The following is a 19,463-nucleotide window of genomic DNA, read 5'->3' as shown; positions in this document are numbered from 1 at the left end:
ACTACGAATTTATATCTAATAGCATGGACAGTACAGCCGAAGAAATTGCATTCCTTTACAAAAAGCGCTGGGGAATAGAATTGTTGTTCAAGAAAATGAAGCAGAATTTTCAATTACACTATTTTTATGGCGAAAACGAAAATGCTATCAGAACACAGGTGTGGTGTACATTAATTGCTCAATTATTATTGACGGTAGTACAGAAAATGGCACAAACTAAAAAAGCGTTTTCGGTAGTAGCTTCCTTAATTAGGATACATTTGATAAGCTTGCTTGATGTGTTCCAATTACTGAGAAGCACCAAACGAGACTATTTAAAAAAAACAGGCTCCCCTCCAGTAAATTTACAGTATATACTGCAAATTTGACAGGGGGTGACTTTTAAAATTAGAAAAATATCAACTGATTATCAGGCAGTATGGTGAACAAACAGGTGAAATTACGTTTTAGTCGGACAATAGTGAAAATATATCAATAATCCTTTTCATGGCACTTGGAATTGTTGCCTGTACAAAGGATTTTCTGGAGTTACAACCTCTAACTGACAGGGTTGAGGATAACTTCTATAAAACCGAGAAAGACGCTTTTGAAGCAGTTGTTTCAATCTACGATGTTTTGCAATGGCAAACAGGCGGTGGCTACCACCCATGGGATCTTGTTAGTAATATTCTTTCGGACGATGCTTTTGCAGGTGGATCAGGTCCAGGCGACCGTCCCGGCTTAGTTCGTATGGGTAAACTCTCAAATTTTGTTACTGACGAAGAACCTCTAGGCATTTGGAAAGATAGATTTTCAGGCATTTACAGAGCAAACCTGTTCCTTTCAAAGGTAGATGGGGTTGATTTCAAAACCGAGGGTTTAAAAACCCGCCTTACTGCTGAGGCTCGTTTTCTAAGGGGTTATTTCTATTTTGAATTGGTTCAGTTCTACGGAAATGTTCCTCTAATCCTTAAGCCCCTTGCACCATCGGAGTATCAACAGTCCGCTGCCGATCCTGCTGATGTTTACAATCAAATTGCCAGCGATTTGTACTATGCTTACCAAAACCTACCTGCCACTATTACTGCTGCGGAGAAAGGCAGAGCATCAAAGTGGGCAGCTGGTGCATTGCTGGCAAGGGTTTACCTGTTCCATAAAGGCTATGGTAAAGGTGTTCTAAATATCACTACCGACCTTAAAGCCGATGATAAAACCTTTACAGAAACCGACATTGAAACCATTATTGACGATATTGTTGAAAATAGTGGACACGATCTAGTGGCAAACTATGCTAACCTTTGGGGTGTGGGCAACGAGAATAACAATGAATCGATTTTTGAGATTCAGCACACCCAAAAGGCTGACTGGGGCGACTGGGGATGGCGTAACGGCACCGAAGGCAACTGGGCTGTTGTAATGACTGGTTTCCGCGGTGTTGAAGATCCCATTTACGAGTCCGGATGGAGTTTTCAGCCTGCCAGCCAATCACTTGCCGATGAGTTCGAACCAGGTGATTCGCGTTACTCAGTATCAATACTAGATGCAGCAGCCGAAAGTTTGGTTTACAAGCCTGAAAACTGCTACCAGCATACCGGGTATGCATTCAAAAAGTTCTACCCTCGTAAGGCTGACAGGCCCGCCACTAACGATGCCTTGAACTGGCCTTATAACCGTCCCGTAATCCGTTTTGCCGATGTACTGCTTATGGGTGCTGAGCTATACCTTGACAACAATCTTGGTAAAGCACAGGACTACTATAGCCGTGTTCGTAAACGGGCTTTTGGCGATGCACACGTTGCGCCTACTCTAACAAACGATCAGGCTGGCCTTGACCTCATTTACCATGAGCGCAGGGTTGAATTTGCTGGCGAAGGGCTCCGTTACTGGGATTTGCTCCGTAGGGGTTTAACCTATGCTGAAACAAAGATTAACGCAGCAGCAGGTGCAAGTCCTTTGGATGAAACATTCAGCTCGGCAACTAAGGGCTTGTTGCCAATACCCCAGACAGAAATTACACTTTCGGGGAATAAACTAAAACAAAATGCTGGTTACTAATAAATTAAGAAGAGCTATGAATAAACGACACATCATATTTTCCGCTCTGGTTCTTGTTGGGCTTACCTGGTTTGGTTGCGAGCCCATGGAACTAGATAAACCAAAAATTGGGAATGCCCCTACAGCTGAACAGTTAGATTTTACCATTACCCCTGGCGATGATGCATTTCACTTTGTAATTACTAACACATCTACAGTAAAAGGTATTGCAAACTGGGATCTTGGCAATGGCGTTAAAGCAGTTGGGAATTCAGTTACTGCATACTACCCTCTTGCTAAAACCTACAATATCACTCTAACCCTATATGCCTCGGGTGGTAGTACATCTAAAACAAAGGAGTTAGAACAAACAGAGACCGACTGGTCATATCTGGAAAGCCCGATCATTACTGCCCTAACAGGTGGAGTTGATGCACCTAATGGGAAAACATGGGTAATCGACAGCCTTACGGAAGCACATCTTGGCGTTGGCCCTGCCGATTCATATTCGCCGGTATGGTGGGCTGCAGCCCCATTAGCCAAATCAGGGCACTTCCTCTACGACGATGAATTTACCTTTAAGCTTGTTGGATTTACCTATACCATTGACACTCATGGCAAAACCCATGTAAACCACGATGGTAATGCCGATGAAGATGGCTTATCCGCTGGTTACTATGTATCATCATTCTGGAACGACGCCTACGACATCGACATGAACACCAACGATGCTGCCCGTGGCGAACTTACATGGTCAATCAGTGAGGAAAATGGTAAATACTATATTCAGATTTCGAGCCAGTCAGGCAATATCTCTTACGACGATGGCAACCCCCGCAAATACGAAGTTCTTGAATGGAACGAAAACTTCTTCCACCTCCGAACAGTAGGTGGGGCTGCCCGTTACCACAAGATAATTCCTAAAGGGTATGTAAGACCTACTATATCATATACACTAAATGTTACAGCAACCGCTAACCCCAACGAGTACACATTTGCTCTTGAGGATTTAACAGTACCCTCATCGTTTACCATTTCGAATATTACTTACGACTTTGGCGATGGCTCCAGCTATCAAACAACCAATGGAGCCGAGGTGGTAACTCATACCTACATGCGTAAGGGAAATTACAACGCCAAAGTTACAGTAACAGCTAACGGGCAGGATTTTGTTAAAACCTCAACGGTTGACGTTGCCGCTAATCACCCAACCTACCAGGAGTACCTGCTCGATGCTATGGTAATGTACAACGACTTTGGCGAAACCACCCTTGTTCCCATGCAGGTTGATCAGTCCGATGGGGGAGCCACACTTGAAATAGTAACCAACCCCGACAATACCCTTTACCCGAACCGTAGTGCGCATTGTGCCCTATTCACAAAATACAATTCCCAGTGGGCAAACGCTTATACTCGCCTGCCCGATGGCTACCGCTTTGACCTAACCAAACAAACTGTATTCAAGGTTTTGGTTTACGGTAAGGCTGGCGACGAGGTGCTTTTGAAGCTCGAAAACACTGACCGAGGCGGTAATGCTTGGCAAACCGGAACCCATGATTTGAAATACACCATCCAGAATGATAATAAGTGGGAAATTGCCGAGTTTAACTTTGCCGGTGTTGGTGCAGGTTGGGATTGGACAGGTGACATTTTCACCGGCGATGTAACCACTGACTCAAGGTTTAACAAGGACTTCTACAACGTGGTTCGCATAATGATTAACCCCGGTAACAACTTAGGAACCTTTAGCGTTCACCTCGACGATTTGGCTGGGCCTCATATCGAAGGGCTTAAGTAACCTATTCTGTTCACAGGGTAACCCTTAACGGGTTACCCTGTTTTAACCCGAAAAACGGAAAATGATGAGATTGAAATTATTAATTGCAGTTGTAACGTTGGCAGCATGGTCGTGTAGTGGCAATAAAACCACAATGGACCATTCGGGGGGCAAACTATCTATCGAACCAGCAATTGAAAGGAAGGTTGACTCGGTTCTAAAGCTTATGACCATTGACGAGAAGATAGGCCAGCTAAACCAGTTAACCGGTAATGGAGAGACCACTGGCCCTATCACCTTTGCAACTGAGTACCAGGATGCTATTCGGAAAGGTGAAGTGGGAAGCATGCTCAACGTTAATGGCGCAGCCTACACCTATAAGGTGCAAAAAATTGCTGTAGAGGAAAGCCGTTTGGGTATCCCGCTCATTTTTGGCTACGATGTGATACATGGCTATAAAACCATATTTCCCATTCCGCTGGGCGAGGCAGCCTGCTGGGATTTAGATGCCATCGAAAAATCGGCACGTATTGCAGCCATAGAGGCTGCTGCTGCAGGGCAGCACTGGACTTTTGCACCAATGGTAGATGTTGCCCGTGACCCACGCTGGGGGCGGGTAATGGAAGGAGCCGGAGAGGATCCTTTCTACGGTTCGCTTGTGGCAAAAGCACGGGTTAAAGGTTTTCAGGGCTCATCGTTGGCTGACCCATCAACAATTGTTGCATGCGCCAAACATTTTGTAGCCTATGGAGCAGCAATGGGAGGCCGCGATTACAATACGGTAGATATTTCAAACAGAACACTGCACGAAGTTTACCTACCCCCATTCAAGGCTGCCATTGATGCTGGTGTTGGAACATTTATGTCGTCGTTCAACGAGCTAAACGGTGTACCCGTTACTGGTAACAAGGAAATGGTTAAGGATATCCTTAAGGACGAATGGCAGTTTAATGGATTTATTGTTTCGGATTGGGCCTCAATACGCGAGATGCTGGTTCATGGGATTGCCGCTGACGACTACCAAGCAGCCGATTTAGCCATGAATGCCGGAATAGACATGGATATGGAGGGTCATATCTACATACATCAGCTTAAGAAGTTGCTTGCCGATGGCAAAATTACCGAAAAACAGATTGATGATGCCGTAAGGCGTATTCTTCGCATTAAATTCATGCTTGGCCTGTTTGATGACCCTTACCGCTACTGCGATACAATTCGGGAGAAAGAGTTAATACTCAACCCACGCCATCTTGAGATTGCACGTGAAGTTGCACGTAAATCGATGGTTCTGCTAAAAAACGATGGGGTGTTGCCACTTAGCAAAAAACTCAACACCGTTGCAGTTATTGGCCCATTAGCCGATAATACCGAGGATATCATTGGAACCTGGTCAGCAAGGGGTGAAGGCAAGGATGCTGTATCGGTTTTGACCGGTATTCGTCAAAAATTACCCAACACAAAGGTAATTCACGCAAAGGGTTGCGATATTACAGGCGATTCAAAAGCTGGATTTGCCGAAGCAATAGCCACAGCTCGCAAAGCCGATGCTGTTGTTTTGGTAGTAGGCGAAGCGGCAATGATGTCGGGCGAGGCGCTCAGCAGGGCTTTCCTCGATTTGCCTGGTGTTCAAAAGGATCTGGTTTTGGCAATCAATGAGCTTAAAAAACCCTTGGTGGTTGTTCTCATGAACGGTCGTCCGTTAACCATTGAGTGGATGGACAATGCAGTTCCTGCCATACTCGAAGCATGGTTACCCGGAACAATGGGAGGCCCTGCCGTTGCCGATGTACTTTTTGGCGACTACAACCCATCGGGCAAACTTCCAATGACCTTCCCCCGTAATGTTGGACAAATTCCATTATTCTATTACCATAAAAACACCGGTAGACCAAGGGTAGAAACCGAAAGGTACACCTCAAAGTATATTGACAGTCCAAATACACCGCTTTACCCATTTGGCTACGGACTTAGCTACACCTCTTTCGATTACAGTAATTTTGGTATTAGCGCCAATGAAATTGGCATGAGCGATACCCTTAAAGTTTGGGTAGATGTGACCAATACCGGAAACTACGATGGCGAAGAGGTTGTACAGCTCTACATTCGCGACATGGTGGGATCTGTTACCCGACCAGTTAAGGGGCTAAAGGGTTTTGAAAAGGTGTTCATCAAAAAAGGAGAAACCGTAAAGGTAATGTTTAAACTTACCGCAAGCGACCTGGCTTTTTATACACGCACCATGGAATTTAAAGCCGAACCCGGCGATTTCAAGGTGTTTGTAGGTGGCAACAGCCGCGACTTGCAAGAATTGAGTTTTAGGTTGAAGTAACTTTGGGTAAAAGGCTTTCGGATTAATTGTCCATAAAAAAGTTTTTTTTCGTATAAGTATGGTTAGGTGAGATGGACAATTCCCGAAAGCCTTTTTCTTAAAAACAAAAAAAAGAATGAGCAGAAAGTTTATCAATAGCATCATAGCGCTACTATTGGTAGTTCCCTTTACATGCCTTGCTCAGGTTAAGGTTCTGGTATGGAACGATGAGTTTAACTACACAGGATTGCCTGCAACCGATAAGTGGGGTTACGATGTAGGTGGAGGAGGTTGGGGAAACAATGAGCTACAGTACTACACTAATGCCCGATCCGAAAACGCTCGCGTTGAGAATGGGAAACTAATAATCGAAGCCCGGAAGGAACAGTACGAGGGCAGCGATTACACCTCGGCCCGATTAGTTACCCGCCATAAAGGCGATTGGCTTTACGGTAGGGTTGAAGCTTACGCTAAGCTGCCATCGGGCAGAGGAACATGGCCTGCCATTTGGATGCTACCCACCAACTGGGTTTATGGCAGTTGGCCTAAGAGTGGTGAAATTGATATCATGGAGTATGTTGGCTACGACCCCGGGGTAGTGCACGGAAGCATTCATACGGAAGCCTACAACCATGTTCTTGGCACTCAAAAAACCGCAACAATCTCGGTTCCCGATGCCGAAACGGCTTTTCACCTTTACGCCCTTGAATGGACACCAGAAAAAATTGACATCTATGTAGATAACAACAAATACTTCACCTTTGCCAATGAGCATAAGGATTATAAGACCTGGCCATTCGACCAGGTGTTTCACCTGATTCTTAACATTGCTGTTGGCGGGAACTGGGGTGGTGCTCAAGGAGTTGACCCCAATATTTGGCCACAAAAAATGTATGTTGATTATGTTCGGGTTTACCAATACATCGATGTATCGGCCTTGAAAGTTTCCGGTCCCGATTACGTTTCACCAAACCAAACGGGCGTTACATTCAGCATTCAGAATGTTGCCGATGCAACGTTTAGTTGGAGTGTCCCTGCAGGTGCAACCATTGTTAGCGGTCAGGGAACTAACTCAATAGTTGTTAACTGGGGAGATGTGCAGGGTGATGTATCTGTAGAAATTACACACCCACAAGCCGGTGGAACATACACCAAGACAGTAAAGACAGCCGTTATTCCAACCGGCGATAGGTATAGCCTGTTAAATGTAAAAGAAAATGGACTTATGGGTTGGGCTGGTTTAAATACCAGCCCCAACACCATCACGCTTTCAGCTGTCGATACGCTTTTGAAGGTTAACTACAATATCACTAAACCTGAAGACTTTCCGTATTTCACCTATACATTTCAAAGCCCTGTAGACATGAGCAACCTTACAGTCCTCAATGTGGAAATGATGACCTATAACCAAAGCAAATCGGTAGTAATGCGCGCCGACCTTTTCGACACTGATGGCCGGCTAACCGATGTATCGCCTGTTTTCCGCTTTTACCCCGTTGAACCCCATGGTGTATTCCATTACTACTCATTCGACTTTAACAACAACTGGGGGTCGAACACTCCTGAATATGGAAAGCAAGTAAACTACCATCAAATTGCAGGTGTTCGATTTTATGTAAACTATGGCGTTTACGGCAAAGCCGCATCTGATTCATTGTGGATTTCAGATGTTGTTTTGAGCAATACATTGCTAACCATCCACTCGCCAAGTGAGAATAAAATAAGCAGGTTTGACATTTACCCAAATCCTGCATCAACCTATATCAAAATCAACTCAAGCGCTTTAAAGGGAAATGTAAAAATTCAAGTAATTAACATTGCAGGTGTTCTTGTAAAAGAAATTATTGCAAATAGTGATAGTGAAATTAATATCTCAGACCTTCCAAATGGGTTTTACAGCGTAAGAATAATTACACAAACAAACTTGCTACAAACTGGCAGTTTTATTAAGCTTTAGCCTTACAGGTTCAGCATAAAATCAACCAGGTTTGTATCGCTTTCAATTTTGAGCTTTTTCCTTAGCCTGTATCGGCTTATTTCCACCCCGCGAACGCTAATATTAAGTATCTGGGCAATATCCTTTGTGGTCATGTTAAGGCGAAGGTATGCACACAACCTAAGTTCGCTGGGTGTTAGCTCCGGATACAACTCCTTAAGCTTCTTGATAAACCCGCTATGAACCTCATCGAAATGGTGCTCAAAGCGCTGCCATTCCTTGTCCATCTTCAAGTCATTGTCAATATTTCGGATGAGGTCGAGCACTTCTTTCTGAGAAACAGGGTTAATTGATTTAGCAATCACTTCAAGCCTTAACCTAAGCCTGTTAAGGAAGTCGTTCTTGTGCGCAATTTGCATTGCAATAGCGGCTAGTTCACGGTTTTTGTGTTCAATCTGTACCTGAAGATTCTCTGTTTTAAGCCTTATGATCTCCCGTTCCGCCTCAAGCACTTGACGCTTATGCTCCTCCTCCTTTACTTTTAGCTCCAAATTCTTTTGCTCTTTTACCCTTGCAGTGGCACGTTGAACCTTCCTCCTAACAAGAATGCGAAGCGTATAAAAAGCAGCTACCAAAAGTACCAGGTAAAGAATAAAAGCATACCAGGTAAAGTACCAGGGCAAACCAACCTGAATATGCACAACAGTGGGTTCAGATATTCTGCCCATTGCATCGCGTACGCGAACCATTAGGTTGTACTCACCGTAGGGAATTTGGCTAAAATCCTTAGCATTATCACGCTGCCACGGACTCCAATCGGTATCGTAGCCCTTAAGTAAAAAACTAAATGTAATTTCGCCTGCATTGTAAACAGGGGCAGCCGCTGTAACCCGAATTGAATTTTGGTTAAATGGAATATACAAGTCTCCATTGCCTGTTACAGCATAATCGTTGAAAATCACGCTTTCATGCTTACCAGTTGAGCTGATACTTTTTACAGCACAATACAACTCGTTTTTTTGCAGTTCAGGATTATAAAGGCTGCTGTAATACACCAACCCATTTTCAGTACCAATGAATATATTACTATGATTGTAAACGTAGATATTTTCAAACGAAGTAACAAGGTTCGAGCCAAATCGGCTAACGGGAGTTTGATAAACCCTTTTAGTTCCATCTGCTTCGCGGACTAACTTTAGAAGACCATTTGACTTTAATATCCATATATTTCCCTTTTCATCCTCAACCATACGCCGAACGCCTGTAGCATCGCCAATAATCTGATTCAGCTCCTGGTATGGCTCCATATTATCGGTAAGGGAGTTATACCTATACACACCTTGTGGGGTAAGGAATACAACCTGATTTCCAATCTTTTCAACATTTATGGCAAACTTACCCGGAAACCCCCTTGTATTATCGTAAAGAGTTGAAAACCTAATGCTATCCTTGCTTTGGTTAAGCATCAACTTAAAAATACCTTTATAGCCGTGGGCCATCCAAATGCTCTCGTTATCATCCTCAACCAACAACCTTGACGACTCGTTGAATCCTGCAATCTTTTTAAGGTACCTCCATTCACCATTAGCTTTTGAGTACAGATGAAGGCCCTTATACTTACCAACAATCATCAGGTCGGGAACGCTACGAATAGGTAAAAACATCCACGAGCCCTCCTCGGGCGATATCAGCCTGACATTCAACCCTTTATCAATAACAAAAGTACCAAAGTTATGGCCACAGTAGAGCTTGCCATCGCTTTCAAAAAGCGACCATACCTGTCCTTTGGTTAAAGGAACCATCCGGAAAGGCTTGGTGCCATCAATAAAAACGCCAATAGGCCATGATGCCACGTAAAGCCCCTGATTAGTACCTACAAATATTTTTCCGTCAAAAATTTTTGTGGCATACACTGCCCCTTCAAGCCCTAACCCCTCACCAATAAAGCTGAGGGGTGAGTTAAGCTCAATGTAGTCGATCCCGTTATCCAAACCCAGCCAAAGATTATTGGCATTATCAACAAAAGTGCTTAAAATTGTATTATTCTGTAACCCGGTTGATTTATTGATAAACTTAACCAGATTCCCCTGATTGTCGGTAATGATTAACCCGTTCTGAATGGTACCAAAGGCTATGTAACCACCACTTACCCTCGATGCCGAAAACACCTGGTACGCTTTAAGCAAATCGTTAACCTGCCCTTTCCAGGGTGTAAAGGCGATTCCATCGAAAATCCAAACGCCGTGGTTTATGGTAGCAAGCAAGGTTTTACCGCCCGAGATTTCGAAGCATGCCCAAATTTGCTTTCCGTTAAAAATACCGTTATCGTTAAATCTATCAAAGCTACCATTCTGATAAAGGTAAATATTTCCCTCCTTACCCTGCACGTAGTAGTTGCCCCGCATCACAAACGAGAACTGAAGCAGTTCTGGGGCTCTAAAGACGCGCATTTCTCCTTTGCTGTATTCTAGAATGTGGCTAAAAGTTTGAAAAATGTATGTTGGACCGATCTTAAATATCCGCCAAGCCTCATCAAAATTCACATCGGTTTTAGGTACTAGACTGATTAATGAGTGATAAACCATATCGGACTGGCGGTGATATACAAAGTAGCCTATCTCCTCAAAAGCCCCCACAAAAATTGTATCGCCGCTACAGTAAACCGATCGGACTAACTGGTTGTTTGGCAATGGGAATAAATCCCAGCTATTGCCATCGTAACGGAGCAACCCGTTGTTGTTGGCAAAATATAAAAATCCACGACTATCCTGGCAAATAGACCAGTTTTGGGTTCCTGCACCATATACCGATTTGGGGTAATGCTTTATGATAGGTAACCCTGCAGTATTGATCTGAGAAAAAGCATTTGTTGCAAAAATCGCAAAAGCGATGAATATCAGCTTTCTCATCTATCCTTCATTAATGAATTAGCACAGAAAGTTATGAAATTAAATCTAAATATAAAAAATCGCAAACAAGTATCAATATATAAACATTTGTTTATTAGTTACTTGCATTCAGAAATCGATTTCGGGATTACAACACTTGTTAACCTTTCACCACGGGTCAATATCGCCAAAAAAGAGTAAATTTGTGCTCCACTCAGTAAACAAACTTGAACTTGTAAACGTTTTTTGAATAAGGAATTTTCAGAAAGTTTTTAACCTTTTAACAGCACACTTTAGTATGATTAAAAGTAAAGTCCTTTTAATGATTCTCGATGGATGGGGAATTGGGAACAAAGACAAATCGGATGTAATTTATAGCACTCCTACACCTAACATCGATAGGCTTACCAGCAAATACCCTAACGCCCAGCTACTAACCAGCGGGGAGAATGTTGGATTGCCCGATGGTCAAATGGGAAATTCCGAGGTGGGACACCTCAACATAGGCGCCGGACGAATTGTTTACCAGGATTTGGTTCGCATCAATAAAGATATCAAGGAGGGTAAATTGGCCCAAATGCCAGTTCTGGTTAATGCGCTACAATATGCCAAGCAGAATAACAAGGCAGTTCACTTTATAGGATTGGTTTCCGATGGTGGCGTTCACTCGCTGGACAAGCATCTGTATAAGCTATGCGACATTACCAAGGAATACGGATTAAGCAAGGTTTACATCCATGCCCTTACCGATGGTCGCGATACCGATCCACAAAGCGGCCTTGGCTTTGTGAAAAGCCTTGAAGATCACCTAAAATCAAGTAATGGCGTTATTGCATCGTTGGTTGGTAGGTACTACACCATGGACCGCGATAAGCGTTGGGAACGCGTAAAGGAGGGTTACGACCTGATGGTTCATGGCAAGGGTAAACCCACCACCGATATAGTTAGGGCAATTGAAGAGTCCTACGCCGAGGGCGTAACGGATGAGTTCATCAAACCCATAGTGCGGGTTGATGCTGAAGGTAAGCCGGTTGGCCTTATCCGCGAAGGCGATGTGGTAATCTGCTTCAATTTCCGCACCGACCGACTCCGTGAAATAACCATTGTGCTTACCCAAAAGGATATGCCCGAGTTTGGTATGCAAACCATGCCACTGCATTACGTTACCATGACCCGCTACGACGACACGTTCAAGAATGTTAATGTTATTTACGAAAAGGATAACCTACTGAACACCCTTGGCGAGGTGGTTAGCAATCAAAACCTGAAGCAACTGCGTATTGCCGAAACCGAAAAGTATGCCCATGTAACCTTTTTCTTTTCGGGTGGTAGGGAGCAAGAGTTCCCGGGCGAAAGCCGTATTCTTATACCCTCGCCCAAGGTAGCCACATACGACCTACAACCCGAGATGAGCGCACCCCTGGTAAAAGATGCCATTGTTGCCGAACTCCACAAGAAAACACACGACTTTATCTGCCTTAACTTTGCCAATGGCGACATGGTAGGGCACACCGGTGTTTACACCGCCATTCAAAAGGCAGTTCAAACAGTTGATGCATGTGTTGGTGAGGTAGTTGATGCCGCAACCGCTAACGGCTACGAGGTGGTAATCATTGCAGACCATGGCAATGCCGATTATGCCTTAAACCCTGATGGCTCCCCTAATACGGCACACTCACTTAACCCTGTTCCCATCATCCTGGTTTCCGACAGGTTCAAAAAGGTAGATAATGGTATTCTGGCCGACGTAGCTCCAACTATCCTTACCATGATGGGCCTGCCAATACCCCAGGAAATGACCGGAACGGTTCTCTGCCAGTAAAAAGTTAGGTAAATGATGATAGAAATAGACAACAAGGTGGTAAGCAGCGAGATCCTGGAACAGCGGTTTTGCTGCAACCTGCCTCGTTGTTTGGGGAAATGCTGTGTTCACGGCGACTCAGGAGCACCCTTAACACCCAACGAAGCTCTTACCCTTGAGCAAATCCTCGAAAAGGTTAAACCCTACATGACACCCCAGGGTATTGCTACCGTTCAGGAGCAAGGAGTTGCCCTTACCGATAGCGATGGCGATTTGGTTACCCCGCTCATTGACGGCAAGGAATGTGCTTTTACTGCATTTGAAAACGGTATAGCAACCTGTGCCATTGAGAAAGCATGGAACAATGGTATAGTTGATTTCCGTAAGCCAATATCGTGCCACCTTTACCCAATTAGGGTTAAAGAATACTCAACCTTTACTGCAATTAACTATCATCAGTGGGATGTTTGCGCTCCCGCACGTGAACTGGGGGAGCAAATAGACCTACCGGTTTACAGGTTCCTTAAGGATGCTATAATCCGCGCTTACGGCAAAGAGTTTTATGACCAGCTTGAGGACGCTGCAAAATTGTTATCTTTACGAACAGAATAGCTAAATACTAAAACCAAATCTTATGGATACAATCAAAGCCTACATCGAGGAGAACAAACAACGTTTTCTCGACGAGCTTTTCGGGCTGCTCCGAATTCCATCCATCAGCTCAATCTCGGAACACAAACCCGACATGGTTAGGGCAGCAGAATACTGGCGCGAAACGCTACTCAAAGCCGGAGCCGACAGGGCTGAGGTAATGCCAACTCCGGGCAATCCGGTGGTGTACGGCGAAAAAATTATCGATCCAAAACTCCCAACCGTTTTGGTTTATGCCCATTACGATGTAATGCCGGTCGACCCTATAGAGCTTTGGAAATCGCAACCCTTTGAACCCGAAATTCGCGATGGCAAAATATTTGCCCGTGGTGCCGATGACGATAAGGGACAAGGCTTTATGCATGCTAAAGCCTTTGAGCTGATGGTTAAAACCAACACCCTGCCCTGTAACGTTAAATTCATGATTGAGGGTGAGGAAGAGATTGGTTCACCAAACCTTGGTAAGTGGTGCCAGGATAACAAGGAGATGCTAAAAGCTGATGTTATTCTGGTTTCCGATACATCAATGATAGGGAAAGACGTCCCATCAATTACAACCGGGCTTAGGGGATTAGCGTATGTTGAGGTTGAGGTTACCGGACCAAACCGCGACCTTCACTCGGGACTCTTTGGAGGAGCCGTTGCCAACCCCGCAAACATCCTTGCCAAAATGATAGCCTCGCTCCACGACGAGAATAACCGCGTTACCATTCCCGGTTTTTACGACGATGTGTTGGAGGTAAGCCCCGAAGAACGCGCCGATATGGCTCGTGCTCCTTTTAACCTTGACGATTACAAGAAAGCTCTGGATATTGATGATATTCATGGCGAAGCCGGATATACTACCATGGAGCGCACAGGAATTCGCCCCACGCTCGACGTAAATGGCATTTGGGGAGGATATATTGGCGAGGGAGCTAAAACTGTTCTTCCCTCCAAGGCTTACGCTAAAATATCGATGCGACTGGTACCCAACCAGAACCACGAGAAAATTGCTCAACTTTTCAAAAAGCATTTTGAGTCAATTGCTCCAAAATCAGTAAAAGTAAAGGTTACCCCACACCATGGCGGACAGGGGTATGTTGCCCCCACAGACACTCCAGCCTATAGGGCTGCCAGTAGGGCTATTGAGGATGTTTACGGCATTAAACCGGTTCCTTTCCGCAGCGGGGGCAGCATTCCCATTATTAGCACTTTTGAGCAAGTGCTTGGAATCAAATCAATCCTTCTTGGTTTTGGGCTTGAGTCCGATGCCATCCACTCACCAAACGAGAACTATCCACTTGAACAATTTTTCAAAGGAATTGAAGTTATACCCCGATTCTACAAATATTTTAGCGAAAAGTAAAAAAATGAAAAAGGGGCTGAGCCCCTTTTTTATTTTGATCCATTCCGTTTCCTTTTCCTTTAAAATTATTGTAAATTTACTGACAGCTTTTACTCTTTTTCAGTAAGTTTTTTTAATTCGGTAAATTTATAACAACTATAATACCCATGGAAAAATTGAAAATGAAATTTGCACTGCTTATTGGATTAGCAGTAATTGTTTCCTGCAAGCAGGAAACTAAAAAGCAGGCTGCCACTACCGATGAAATTGTTCAGCAATCCATAAAGAGTTGGATGGAAAACCGGAAAGAGGAATACCCCAACTACGTGCCATTAGAGTTTGGCGAGCTAACCCCACGCTACCGGTTCAACAGCCGTACCCATAGCATAGAGATTGCTCTAATTACTGAGAAATCAAAGGATAACCCAAACCAGAATACTCTCGATAGCCTAAAAAGGCTGCTAAATGAAAATAGCACCGACTTTTTGGGTTATACCATTACACACCAATTCACCACAAAGGGAATTGATGGTGAGGTTAAAAAGGATGAAAAACTTTTCTTTATTGACCCGCAAAACCGTGTAATAACAGTTCTAAACTCCGATGCATGGGATTTGATAATGGATAAGGAACTATTCTTTAGGCCCGAAAGTCCCGATAGTGTGAAATAAAAAAGCCCCCATTTACCGGGGGCTGTGGTGCCACGTGGAATCGAACCACGGACACAAGGATTTTCAGTCCTTTGCTCTACCAACTGAGCTATGGCACCAGCGCTCAATTGCGGTGCAAATATATATTCAATTTTTTAATCGTGCAAAACATCAACTAAAAAAAATCATAAAACATCCTAAATGGCTATGAAACAGAATATTTATTCCATCCTAAAAAGTGTAACACTACTTGTTGTTATCACCTACAGTAATCAAGGGGCTATTTATGCTCAAAATCAGGATTGCAAAGTGCTTCTCCCTGAAATATCGGCAGCTTACACAGGAAAGTGCAAAAATGGTTTGGCTCACGGAAAAGGCAAGGCATGGGGTACCGATAGCTACGAGGGGAAGTTCAAGAATGGACTACCTCATGGTTTTGGTATTTACACCTGGGCAAATGGCGATAAGTACGAGGGTAACTTTTATAATGGCCAAATGGACGGAAAGGGTATCTTTAAGGGCAAAATCAACGGGAAAGACTCAGTATATACAGGCTTTTGGCAAAAAGGAGTACTACACCATAAAATCTTACCCCCTAAGTACCAAATTATAAATGCAAGGAATGTTCAGCGTTATACCATAACTAAAACCGGTTCGGAAAACCGTATTCTAATTGCATTTACTCAAAACGGAACCACAAACAACCTTGTGACCAACCTTCAAATTGTTTGCGATACAGGCTCCCCATTTAAATTAGGCGAGAAATCCGGCTTTGAAAACATCCTTTTCCCGGTAAACTGTAAAATAACATATCAAACACCCAATGCACTCAGAACCGTTTGGTACGATGTAACCTTTGAGTTTACAATAAACGAAGCCGGAGAATGGGCAATAAATCTATTTAACTAGGCGATATCGCCAACCGGCTCAACGCCTGCCCCACTCTTCAGGGTTTTGTCGCCAACTTTTAAGCAGCTCAAGTTCTGTTGGGGTAATGCTACCCTGTTCTAATGCTGCCTCAATTAACACTGAGTAGTTCGATAGTGTTGCAAATTCAACACCAGCTTTAGCAAAGCTACTTACTGCCTGATCGAACTGATACGAAAAAATGGCCAGCAAGCCAAGAACCTCACAATGTGCATCGCGAAGAGCATCAACAGCAGCAAGGCTGCTCATTCCGGTTGATATTAAGTCTTCAATTACCACTACCCTTTGGCCGGGTTTATAATCGCCTTCGATTTGATTTGCCAAACCATGCGATTTGGGCGCTGAACGGACGTAAATAAAAGGTAGATTTAGCCTGTCGGCTACAAGCATTCCATGCGCAATGGCTCCGGTGGCAACTCCGGCAATAACCTCAACCTGAGGATACCTCTCCTTTATTGCCTTGACAAAGCCATCGCAAATGGCATTGCGAACCTCGGGAAACGATAATGTTTTTCGGTTATCGCAGTAAATGGGCGATTTCCATCCCGATGCCCAAGTAAACGGATTTGCAGGATTGAGCTTTATTGCGTTTATTTGCAGTAATTTATTGGCTATAACTTTGCTATCCATGACCTTGAATTATACCATTTTCTTTTACAATCGCAAATTTATTATCACTTCGGACCCCCAAGAAGTGCTCATGGCCGACTCAACATTTTTCTGTTGGGGCGACACTAAGCCCGAAGACATTTCAAAGTTAATCGATTTTTTCCAAAGCCATACCGAGGTGTCCACACTTTTTGCCTGCTCCTCCGATCCCAAAACAACAATGAAACATTTCACTAACAGCTTTAACCACATTGAGGCAGCCGGTGGAGTTGTATGCAATGACAAGAATGAGATTCTACTCATTAAGCGTTTTGGCCGCTGGGACTTGCCCAAAGGCAAGGTAGAGCCAAACGAACCTATTCCCGATGCCGCTTTACGCGAAGTTAGTGAGGAAACCGGGGTAAAAGGCATTACTCTTGGAAAGCAAATTACAACAACCTACCACACCTATACTTTAAATGGCAAGCAAATGCTAAAATCCACGCATTGGTTTAATATGTACACCACTAAATGCGATACCCTAAAACCCCAAACCGAAGAGGGAATAGAACAGGTAAAGTGGGTTAAAAAATCGGATATCTACGTCTATCTTGCTGGCAGTTACTCAAGCTTACTTTCCGTACTTAGCGGACTTGACTAAATTTCCCCTTTGCTTCGGAGCAATTGAAAGAATCGGCGTTCAAAGCCCTCCTCTGGCGAAGGCGCTGGTGAAAGAATCATTTTCCGGTCAGGCCCAATCAAAAAATATGTTGGATATACACGTATATCGTAATCCTTTAGTATTTCCGGTTTATTCCCAAAGTGTAGGAATGTCCAATCGTACTTACTGTTTTCCAAAAAGCTTTTTAAATCATCGATATTATCGTCGGCTGAAATGGTGACAACCTCCAGATGCTTCTTGTACTGCTTGCTAATTTTTTCAAGCTGAACAAACTCCTTTAAACAAGTGTAGCTTGTGGTGGTGCAAAAGTTTAGGTAAACATACTTGCCCTTGAATCTATCAAGCGAAACCTCACGACCATTAACATCGTTGAGCGAAAAAGGCGCAGGAACAAAACCCGGTAAAAGCTTGGTAATCCTGTTCCTGATATTCTCTGCAACTATCACATGTTCCGGTATGGTGGTGGTTCTGTAAATGGAGTCGAGAATGGTAAGCAGAGCCGATCGGGAGAAATTATCGCTGAAAAACTCATCGTGCAACGATTTAAGAATTACCATCTCCATCAGGGTATCGTTACTAAGCACATCGTCGGTGGCAAGGGTACGCTTTAACCTACTCAAACTCTTGTAGCGCGAAATATCATCAAAAATGGCATTCCCCTGCGATGTTCTTGAAAAGAACAAAAAGTACTTGTCGTAAACCAGGTTGAACAATTCCATGTATGCCGGGTTACGGTACAGTATAGGCCTATTCAGGAACAACTCTTTTGATGTGGCAGTAGATTTTTTTATGAAGGTGATTTGCCTGAGCAAACCGTACCTGTACTCACGGTAAGCATCGAAAAAACGGTTGCCGGTTCCGGCAAACTTTTCCTCAATTCTGGTTATTAACGAATCGATGTTATGCTGACGGCCACGGTATGCATCCTGCACAATCTGATCAAAATCTTGGTTGAAGCGCAAGTCGAATGCATTTACCAGGAAGTTGATATCGTTCCCATCAACATTTTTTATGCCCACCTGCAAATCGGTTTCACGGAAAAAAGGATTGAGTCGTTGTGCCTCGGTTTTATCCTCGCGAGGGGGAAGCACTAGCTCATACCGTTTACCAGGCTCGGCAAAGAAATAAATCCTATAAACACCAAGGTGGGCAAAAACAAAGCTGGTTTCAAGCACTTTAAGCTTTGCGCTAAACTTGCCATCGCGCTCAACCTTACACCTACCAACCTCGTATTCGGTTTCAGTTATGTAATCGGAATAGGTATAAAATATGATATCGGAGCCCTTGTATTCAGTAGCATTGCCAAAAATCATGGCCTCCTGGGCGCCGATTTTACATTCAACGCCAATAAACAGCAATAAGGATAATAAAAGAAACTTAAATTTAGCCATAAGCTTAAAGATAATCCTTGATATTAATGGCTGAGGGGATAAACTGCGATGGGTCACCATTATGCAAAAGAATATCGCGGATAATGGTTGAGTTAACGGGTGTGTGCTGGGGTGCAGTAAGCATGAATACCGTTTCAATATTTGGGTGCATAAGCTTATTCACTTGCGCAATGGCACGTTCAAACTCAAAGTCGGCTGAAGTACGTAGTCCCCGTAGGATGTACTGAACGCCAAGCCTATTGCAAAGATCTACGGTAAGGCCCTCGTAGCTAATCACCTGAACGCGTGGCTCCTGAGCAAACACCTTTTGGATCATGGCAATCCTTTTTTCAATGCTGAAAAAAGCCTTTTTATTGGCATTATAGCCAATAGCAACAATCACCTTATCGAAAAGTGATAATGATCGGTAAACAATTGATTCGTGACCGACTGTAATAGGATCGAACGAACCGGGAAACAGGGCAACTTTTTCCATGGCTAAGTTTATTTAGCTCCAGCAATTTTCATACAATTATAGGTAAAAT

15 protein-coding genes and 1 tRNA gene are annotated in these 19,463 nt (G+C 43.8%); 11 read left to right on the top strand and 5 right to left on the bottom strand.

Annotation, left to right across the window (positions count from 1 at the left end; translation table 11 throughout):
* The 5 genes from WHS63_RS01895 to WHS63_RS01875 all read left to right on the top strand — a co-directional run.
* A partial coding sequence (locus WHS63_RS01895; RefSeq protein ID WP_445203642.1) for a transposase occupies nucleotides 1–368 on the top strand: 368 nt, incomplete at its 5' end.
* A gap of 118 nt (nucleotides 369–486) precedes the next feature.
* Complete coding sequence (locus WHS63_RS01890; RefSeq protein WP_445203641.1) at nucleotides 487–2,034, top strand: RagB/SusD family nutrient uptake outer membrane protein; 1,548 nt, start codon at nucleotides 487–489, stop codon at nucleotides 2,032–2,034.
* A gap of 16 nt (nucleotides 2,035–2,050) precedes the next feature.
* Nucleotides 2,051–3,811, top strand: coding sequence for a PKD domain-containing protein (locus WHS63_RS01885; protein ID WP_445203640.1), 1,761 nt, complete (start codon nucleotides 2,051–2,053; stop codon nucleotides 3,809–3,811).
* 61 nt (nucleotides 3,812–3,872) lie between these two features.
* On the top strand, nucleotides 3,873–6,119 hold the full coding sequence (locus tag WHS63_RS01880; RefSeq protein WP_445203639.1) for a glycoside hydrolase family 3 N-terminal domain-containing protein: 2,247 nt from the start codon (nucleotides 3,873–3,875) through the stop codon (nucleotides 6,117–6,119).
* Between the two features lie 115 nt (nucleotides 6,120–6,234).
* Complete coding sequence (locus tag WHS63_RS01875) at nucleotides 6,235–8,055, top strand: family 16 glycosylhydrolase (RefSeq protein WP_445203638.1); 1,821 nt, start codon at nucleotides 6,235–6,237, stop codon at nucleotides 8,053–8,055.
* A 2-nt stretch (nucleotides 8,056–8,057) separates the two neighbouring features.
* Here WHS63_RS01875 and WHS63_RS01870 read toward each other — a convergent pair whose 3' ends face one another.
* The gene (locus WHS63_RS01870; protein ID WP_445203637.1) at nucleotides 8,058–10,943 is read right to left on the bottom strand and encodes a LuxR C-terminal-related transcriptional regulator; all 2,886 of its coding nucleotides are present in this window, start codon (nucleotides 10,941–10,943) and stop codon (nucleotides 8,058–8,060) included.
* A 277-nt stretch (nucleotides 10,944–11,220) separates the two neighbouring features.
* Between WHS63_RS01870 and gpmI the strand changes: the two genes are divergently transcribed.
* From gpmI to WHS63_RS01850, 4 genes are all read left to right on the top strand, one after another.
* Nucleotides 11,221–12,744: a 2,3-bisphosphoglycerate-independent phosphoglycerate mutase gene (gene gpmI, locus WHS63_RS01865; protein WP_445203636.1), complete on the top strand. Its 1,524-nt coding sequence runs from the start codon at nucleotides 11,221–11,223 to the stop codon at nucleotides 12,742–12,744.
* 12 nt (nucleotides 12,745–12,756) lie between these two features.
* Nucleotides 12,757–13,335 carry a DUF3109 family protein gene (locus WHS63_RS01860; protein ID WP_445203635.1) on the top strand — a complete coding sequence of 193 codons (579 nt, stop codon included), beginning with the start codon at nucleotides 12,757–12,759 and terminating at the stop codon, nucleotides 13,333–13,335.
* A 22-nt stretch (nucleotides 13,336–13,357) separates the two neighbouring features.
* Complete coding sequence (locus tag WHS63_RS01855) at nucleotides 13,358–14,722, top strand: dipeptidase (protein WP_445203634.1); 1,365 nt, start codon at nucleotides 13,358–13,360, stop codon at nucleotides 14,720–14,722.
* Nucleotides 14,723–14,868: 146 nt separating this feature from the next.
* Nucleotides 14,869–15,372 carry a hypothetical protein gene (locus WHS63_RS01850; RefSeq protein ID WP_445203633.1) on the top strand — a complete coding sequence of 168 codons (504 nt, stop codon included), beginning with the start codon at nucleotides 14,869–14,871 and terminating at the stop codon, nucleotides 15,370–15,372.
* Nucleotides 15,373–15,397: 25 nt separating this feature from the next.
* Here WHS63_RS01850 and WHS63_RS01845 read toward each other — a convergent pair.
* Nucleotides 15,398–15,470: transfer RNA gene (locus WHS63_RS01845), tRNA-Phe, on the bottom strand.
* An 88-nt stretch (nucleotides 15,471–15,558) separates the two neighbouring features.
* Between WHS63_RS01845 and WHS63_RS01840 the strand changes: the two genes are divergently transcribed.
* The gene (locus WHS63_RS01840) at nucleotides 15,559–16,260 is read left to right on the top strand and encodes a hypothetical protein (RefSeq protein ID WP_445203632.1); all 702 of its coding nucleotides are present in this window, start codon (nucleotides 15,559–15,561) and stop codon (nucleotides 16,258–16,260) included.
* A gap of 18 nt (nucleotides 16,261–16,278) precedes the next feature.
* Here WHS63_RS01840 and pyrE read toward each other — a convergent pair whose 3' ends face one another.
* Complete coding sequence (gene pyrE / locus WHS63_RS01835; protein WP_445203631.1) at nucleotides 16,279–16,908, bottom strand: orotate phosphoribosyltransferase; 630 nt, start codon at nucleotides 16,906–16,908, stop codon at nucleotides 16,279–16,281.
* Between pyrE and WHS63_RS01830 the strand changes: the two genes are divergently transcribed.
* Nucleotides 16,907–17,527, top strand: a complete 621-nt coding sequence (locus WHS63_RS01830; RefSeq protein ID WP_445203630.1) for an NUDIX hydrolase — start codon at nucleotides 16,907–16,909, stop codon at nucleotides 17,525–17,527. The two genes, pyrE and WHS63_RS01830, sit on opposite strands and share 2 nt — an antisense overlap.
* On the opposite strand, the gene WHS63_RS01825 is transcribed toward WHS63_RS01830, so the two are convergent.
* Both WHS63_RS01825 and coaD read right to left on the bottom strand, forming a co-directional pair.
* Nucleotides 17,524–18,939 (bottom strand): TlpA family protein disulfide reductase, encoded by a 1,416-nt coding sequence (locus WHS63_RS01825; RefSeq protein WP_445203629.1) that lies wholly within the window; start codon nucleotides 18,937–18,939, stop codon nucleotides 17,524–17,526. The two genes, WHS63_RS01830 and WHS63_RS01825, sit on opposite strands and share 4 nt — an antisense overlap.
* A 4-nt stretch (nucleotides 18,940–18,943) precedes the next feature.
* The gene (gene coaD, locus WHS63_RS01820) at nucleotides 18,944–19,414 is read right to left on the bottom strand and encodes a pantetheine-phosphate adenylyltransferase (RefSeq protein ID WP_445203628.1); all 471 of its coding nucleotides are present in this window, start codon (nucleotides 19,412–19,414) and stop codon (nucleotides 18,944–18,946) included.
* Nucleotides 19,415–19,463 lie beyond the last annotated feature (49 nt).

Source organism: Tenuifilum sp., from assembly GCF_037481895.1.
Classification (GTDB): Bacteria; Bacteroidota; Bacteroidia; order Bacteroidales; family Tenuifilaceae; genus Tenuifilum; species Tenuifilum osseticum.
The sequence above is the reverse complement of the archived record's forward strand: the minus strand, read 5'-3'. Positions and strand labels throughout refer to the sequence as shown.

What these genes read in the sequence shown, in the direction of transcription:
- WHS63_RS01855 (WP_445203634.1), top strand. Translation starts at nt 13,358, where the DNA reads ATGGATACAATCAAAGCCTACATCGAGGAGAACAAACAACGTTTTCTC.
- WHS63_RS01850 (WP_445203633.1), top strand. Translation starts at nt 14,869, where the DNA reads ATGGAAAAATTGAAAATGAAATTTGCACTGCTTATTGGATTAGCAGTA.
- WHS63_RS01880 (WP_445203639.1), top strand. Translation starts at nt 3,873, where the DNA reads ATGATGAGATTGAAATTATTAATTGCAGTTGTAACGTTGGCAGCATGG.
- pyrE (WP_445203631.1), bottom strand. Translation starts at nt 16,908, where the DNA reads ATGGATAGCAAAGTTATAGCCAATAAATTACTGCAAATAAACGCAATA.
- WHS63_RS01875 (WP_445203638.1), top strand. Translation starts at nt 6,235, where the DNA reads ATGAGCAGAAAGTTTATCAATAGCATCATAGCGCTACTATTGGTAGTT.
- WHS63_RS01885 (WP_445203640.1), top strand. Translation starts at nt 2,051, where the DNA reads ATGAATAAACGACACATCATATTTTCCGCTCTGGTTCTTGTTGGGCTT.
- gpmI (WP_445203636.1), top strand. Translation starts at nt 11,221, where the DNA reads ATGATTAAAAGTAAAGTCCTTTTAATGATTCTCGATGGATGGGGAATT.
- WHS63_RS01860 (WP_445203635.1), top strand. Translation starts at nt 12,757, where the DNA reads ATGATGATAGAAATAGACAACAAGGTGGTAAGCAGCGAGATCCTGGAA.
- coaD (WP_445203628.1), bottom strand. Translation starts at nt 19,414, where the DNA reads ATGGAAAAAGTTGCCCTGTTTCCCGGTTCGTTCGATCCTATTACAGTC.
- WHS63_RS01830 (WP_445203630.1), top strand. Translation starts at nt 16,907, where the DNA reads ATGACCTTGAATTATACCATTTTCTTTTACAATCGCAAATTTATTATC.
- WHS63_RS01840 (WP_445203632.1), top strand. Translation starts at nt 15,559, where the DNA reads ATGAAACAGAATATTTATTCCATCCTAAAAAGTGTAACACTACTTGTT.
- WHS63_RS01825 (WP_445203629.1), bottom strand. Translation starts at nt 18,939, where the DNA reads ATGGCTAAATTTAAGTTTCTTTTATTATCCTTATTGCTGTTTATTGGC.
- WHS63_RS01890 (WP_445203641.1), top strand. Translation starts at nt 487, where the DNA reads ATGGCACTTGGAATTGTTGCCTGTACAAAGGATTTTCTGGAGTTACAA.
- WHS63_RS01870 (WP_445203637.1), bottom strand. Translation starts at nt 10,943, where the DNA reads ATGAGAAAGCTGATATTCATCGCTTTTGCGATTTTTGCAACAAATGCT.